Source organism: Photobacterium sp. OFAV2-7 (assembly GCF_022347985.1).
In the GTDB taxonomy this organism is placed as follows: domain Bacteria; phylum Pseudomonadota; class Gammaproteobacteria; order Enterobacterales; family Vibrionaceae; genus Photobacterium.
Genome location: NZ_JAKRFQ010000440.1, coordinates 1 through 4,163, shown reverse-complemented (window position 1 = coordinate 4,163; position 4,163 = coordinate 1). Strand labels below are relative to the sequence as shown.

Below are 4,163 nucleotides of genomic sequence, written 5' to 3'. Positions count from 1 at the left end.
AAATCTACGTTGGCGGCTTTGCACATCGCATCAGCGGCTTCGATACACGCAACCAGTCCCTTAGTCTCGATAAGCCCTAAAGCATCACTCATTGTCAGATCCTCCGTTAACGCTGCTTATGCTTTGTGTTTAATAACGATTTTGTTGATATCGTTATGCGGACGAGCAATCACCAGCGAAGTCACCACTTCACCCACGCGCTGTGCCGATTCCACACCAGAGTCAACTGCCGCTTTCACTGCGCCGACATCGCCTTTCACCATCGCCGTCACCAGACCTGAACCGACGTTCTCGTAACCGATAAGTTCTACGTTTGCTGCCTTGCACATTGCATCTGCAGCTTCTACACAGGCAACCAGCCCTTTTGTTTCAATCAAACCTAATGCATCACCCATATTTATTTCCTCCGTACATAGGTCTCGAGTAAGCGTTATTGAGAAAAGGCCTCCAGGCCTTTTTTGTGGTTTTCTTATGGTTTTATTGGCCTGTTCCAACCACGAAAAACACTATATTCCCCAACAAAAACAAATGGCATTAAACTCCAAGAATATGGGCAACTTAGTTGTTTATTCTTTTATGAGAGGATATTTACGTCTCTATTTACAAAACCATCCTGTTATTTGTTTTTTTACGATATTGACAATTGACCTAAATAAGACGCAAAAACGGATCTAAATCACAGTAATGACAATCTTCGTTATAACCGAATAGTCAGTATGAAAATTCCGGCGTGTTTACCCGGTGAATGTGTTACCAATAAGCTAGGTCAAAAGCTAAAGCGGAAATAAAAGCAGCAGAGAGGGAGTAAACATTCACCAGAGAGATGAATTAAAGAACCAAAAATAGAAGTAGAAGTAAAAGTAGAAGTAGATAATTAATTTGAAGGGGTAAGCAAGGAAGAGGTTATACCGAAAGTCGGCCGTCAACGGAGTATGAATAATAAATAGCCGTCGACAACCAGTAGATTATTGACGGCAATAAATTCTTGAATGCCAGGCATCAAAGCTTGGCAACTACCTTCGATATAAAGGCAATTAATAACTTGAGATTGAATAATACAAATAAGAAAGAACTGGTCGCTCTATTTGTCACTTAACGCGCAGACAAATAAAGGCGAGTTGATCGAGCTCAGCAATACGGTTCTGTAGCTAAGCTTTTCTACTTTGATCAGCAATTCGTCATGGCTGTCAGACATTTCACGCATGAAATAATCAAACAGCACATCGGGGGATTCATCAATTGAGGATTTGGTCGAAGACCAGCTATGCACCTGATAATGGCGTTCATACCCTGAGACTCGTTCACTGGTATAGTCAAACTGAACATATCGTTGCAAATATAACCAGCCCGCTTTGGAATCAGAATAGCCCTCGACAACCAAGGAACCTTTGCCACGATCGCCAAAGCGAAAGTGAACATTCGCATTCACGGTTTCTGTCACCGTGTCTTCGAAGTGCATAATCGCCCGTGCCGTACAATTCAGATCACCAGATTGCGAGGGGATCACCTTTGAAACAAAGGGCAAAGTACAGAGGAAAAATAAAATCAGCGCGTAGAGAAAAAAAATCTTACCGCTTTTGCGTGTTAGCATTATTTCTTCCAAGAATAATAAAAATAGTTATCACAGTAGGCGTAGGGGTTATTTTCGTTTTCGGCACATCGCGCAATGTAAGTTCGCCCTAACCCATTGCTTTGCAACTTATCCCCATAGAAAAAAATGAATCTTTCATGCTTGGCACAAGACAGACCCAGCTTGTCACGCACGGCTTTGAAGTTGGTGACGTATTTATCTCCCATCGCACTGTTTATCATCAGTTCAGGCGAAAAAAGCTCACACAGACCACTCTCGACCTCAGTCAGGCTGACAATATGCAACGAGCGCTCGGTAATGATAGCCGTCCATAGCAAGCCCAACGCCGCGATAAACAGTGTTGCACTGGCAATCATCCAGTTCCGTTCCTGCTGCTCGGTTTGAGGCGGATACGCTTCTTCCCTGATACCTTGTGCCAATGGTTCGGGCACTGTTTCTTTGTTGTCGTCGCTCGCCTTCTGCAGCAAAGGATGCAGGTGATTATCATCAACAACCTCAATCACTAGCTCGGGATTAAACTCCAGCCGTCCACGCGGAATGGTTACAATCACATTTTCAATATCGTAGCTGCGAAAAGATTTTCTCAACAAACTCAGGTACTGATTCAAATTACTGTTTGATGAAATAAGGCCGTTGTCATCCCACACCTTTTTCATCACTTCATCGCGCGTCAGCACGCCCGGGTGCTGAATTAAAAAAAACAATAATGCATTGGCGGTAATAGAAAGCTGAGTGTCATCTGCCACTTGTCCTTCAAGCTTTAGCGTGCCATCTATTGCATCGTAATATAGAAACCCATTTATTTTATACTTCATTGGTATAGGCTAATTCCGCTCAAAATGACCGCAATTCCCCGTATCCTGACTTCTTTCCATTACAATAAAATATACAACTGCCACCAACCCTGTATTTATCAGAGTAAAATGGACCCGTGGATAATAACAATCGCAGAATCTAATCGGAGTGGGGAATTAATCGAAGGTGAATCATACCGCCGGGATTAGAACTCTATTTTTGATGCAGATCAAGAGAAGCTGGTCAGACAAGATTACATCGCTCTATTATGTCTACCAAGTCACATGAAACTATTCACACTGACTGAAAAACAATCCACCGGATATTTATTTTCTATAATGAAAAATATCAATATTCTTTATTGTGAAAAAAAATAAATGATATAAGCGGTTATCGAGTTAGTGAACGGTAGCTAACAACTCTTTTTATTTCCGCTCGATATTTTCAACATTATAACTTAGTTGTTACTTTTACTATTATGAGTATCAACATCGCAGAGGTAGCGTATCATGATTCAAACCTCTATAAAGGATTGCCAAAACGTATTTAGCTGTGATGGCGGTGTCAGGTTTACCTGCAAAACAATCATACCCTGTCAGCATCATTACTGTTTACCTCCACCAGAAAAATCAGCGTAATGAAGAGCGCTTAGCGACGATTAAATCACCAGCTTCATCATGAAAAAGCCAAAGAAAATAACCTTGAGGAAGTACCGTTCCGAGCCTCATTTTCTAGCCCAATTTATCCGCACTGGAACATAAATCGCCCCAATAACACATAAATACCAACAAAATCATAGCGTTATATTGATTAATTGCTGTTTTTCCTATACCTATTGTCAAAAATTGACAACAGAGCATGAACGTTCAGCGATCTTGCTTCCAGTTTCTTGTTTGCCGTCAGATCTTATTTCGCCGTCAGAAATTTGTTCCACTTTTTACCCATCACTACAAATAGGTATATTCCTTTAACGAAATCAATCGCACTTTTTATGCTTCATAGCTCCCTTCGAAATTGTTATCAGTAAAATAGTTTATAACTTTTAAGAATGCCATTTGCATTTAAATTCTGTGAGCAGGAAGCTAGAGATTATGGAATATTTAGAGAGAATTAAGCGATTAGCTAAAATCCAGGGGATCAGCCAAAAACAACTTGGCGAGGCTTTAGATCTTCAGCAAGGTACAATGAGCCGCAAACTATCGGGCAAATACGGTATCGAAGTCCGTGAGCTTGAAAAAATTGCGCAGACTCTGAGCACGTCTATCAGCTACCTGCTTACCGGACAAATTGATACCGGTACTCAGGCCACAACGGCGATCTCCGACGAGTCGACCCAGGGTTCAACCAGCACCTATATCCCGATCATTCACCGCAAGGATTTTATTTCTTACAGCCAGGGCGGCTCTGTGGATGTCGTAAGCAAACGTGCTATTCCTCAGCACCTTGATCGCGAAGAGTGCCTGGGGCTGTTGGTCGACAACGAGAACATTTCCTTGTGTGCACCGGTAGGCAGCTACGCTCTGGCAACGCGCAAGGCTTCATATCGTCCGAAGCAGCCTGTTTTTGCCTCTGTGCGCGGTAGCGAACCTGATTTCTATCACATGACCCAGCTGGCGGACGGTGTTGTTTTTTCAACGTCCCAGCCTGATTTTCCGAACCTGTTTGTAAATAACGACGAGTTCCAAATCCACGGCTATATCATCCAGTCTGACTGGGCATACGACCGTTAAGGCTTATATGCCTATTTACGTGACTTCATGCTGGCAAACCGTAAAAT

At 42.4% G+C, this 4,163-nt stretch carries 5 protein-coding genes; 1 reads left to right on the top strand and 4 read right to left on the bottom strand.

The window, feature by feature from the left end; all coding sequences use genetic code 11:
* The 4 genes from MHN01_RS18535 to MHN01_RS18520 all read right to left on the bottom strand — a co-directional run.
* Positions 1-92: BMC domain-containing protein (locus MHN01_RS18535; protein ID WP_239412703.1), on the bottom strand; the 92-nt coding region annotated here is incomplete at its 3' end.
* A gap of 24 nt (positions 93-116) precedes the next feature.
* The gene (locus tag MHN01_RS18530; protein ID WP_015670698.1) at positions 117-395 is read right to left on the bottom strand and encodes a BMC domain-containing protein; all 279 of its coding nucleotides are present in this window, start codon (positions 393-395) and stop codon (positions 117-119) included.
* 686 nt (positions 396-1,081) lie between these two features.
* Positions 1,082-1,591 (bottom strand): FidL-like protein, encoded by a 510-nt coding sequence (locus MHN01_RS18525; RefSeq protein ID WP_075762485.1) that lies wholly within the window; start codon positions 1,589-1,591, stop codon positions 1,082-1,084.
* Positions 1,591-2,406 (bottom strand): winged helix-turn-helix domain-containing protein, encoded by an 816-nt coding sequence (locus MHN01_RS18520; RefSeq protein ID WP_239412702.1) that lies wholly within the window; start codon positions 2,404-2,406, stop codon positions 1,591-1,593. The genes MHN01_RS18525 and MHN01_RS18520 overlap by 1 nt, the downstream gene beginning before the upstream one ends.
* Positions 2,407-3,477: 1,071 nt before the next feature.
* Here MHN01_RS18520 and MHN01_RS18515 point away from each other — a divergent pair.
* A complete protein-coding gene (locus MHN01_RS18515) occupies positions 3,478-4,116 on the top strand; it encodes a helix-turn-helix domain-containing protein (protein ID WP_239412701.1) in 639 nt (212 codons plus the stop codon).
* Positions 4,117-4,163: the final 47 nt, after the last annotated feature.

Excerpts from the sequence above, each read along its gene's own strand:
- MHN01_RS18520 (WP_239412702.1), bottom strand. The coding sequence starts at position 2,406 with ATGAAGTATAAAATAAATGGGTTTCTATATTACGATGCAATAGATGGC.
- MHN01_RS18530 (WP_015670698.1), bottom strand. The coding sequence starts at position 395 with ATGGGTGATGCATTAGGTTTGATTGAAACAAAAGGGCTGGTTGCCTGT.
- MHN01_RS18525 (WP_075762485.1), bottom strand. The coding sequence starts at position 1,591 with ATGCTAACACGCAAAAGCGGTAAGATTTTTTTTCTCTACGCGCTGATT.
- MHN01_RS18515 (WP_239412701.1), top strand. The coding sequence starts at position 3,478 with ATGGAATATTTAGAGAGAATTAAGCGATTAGCTAAAATCCAGGGGATC.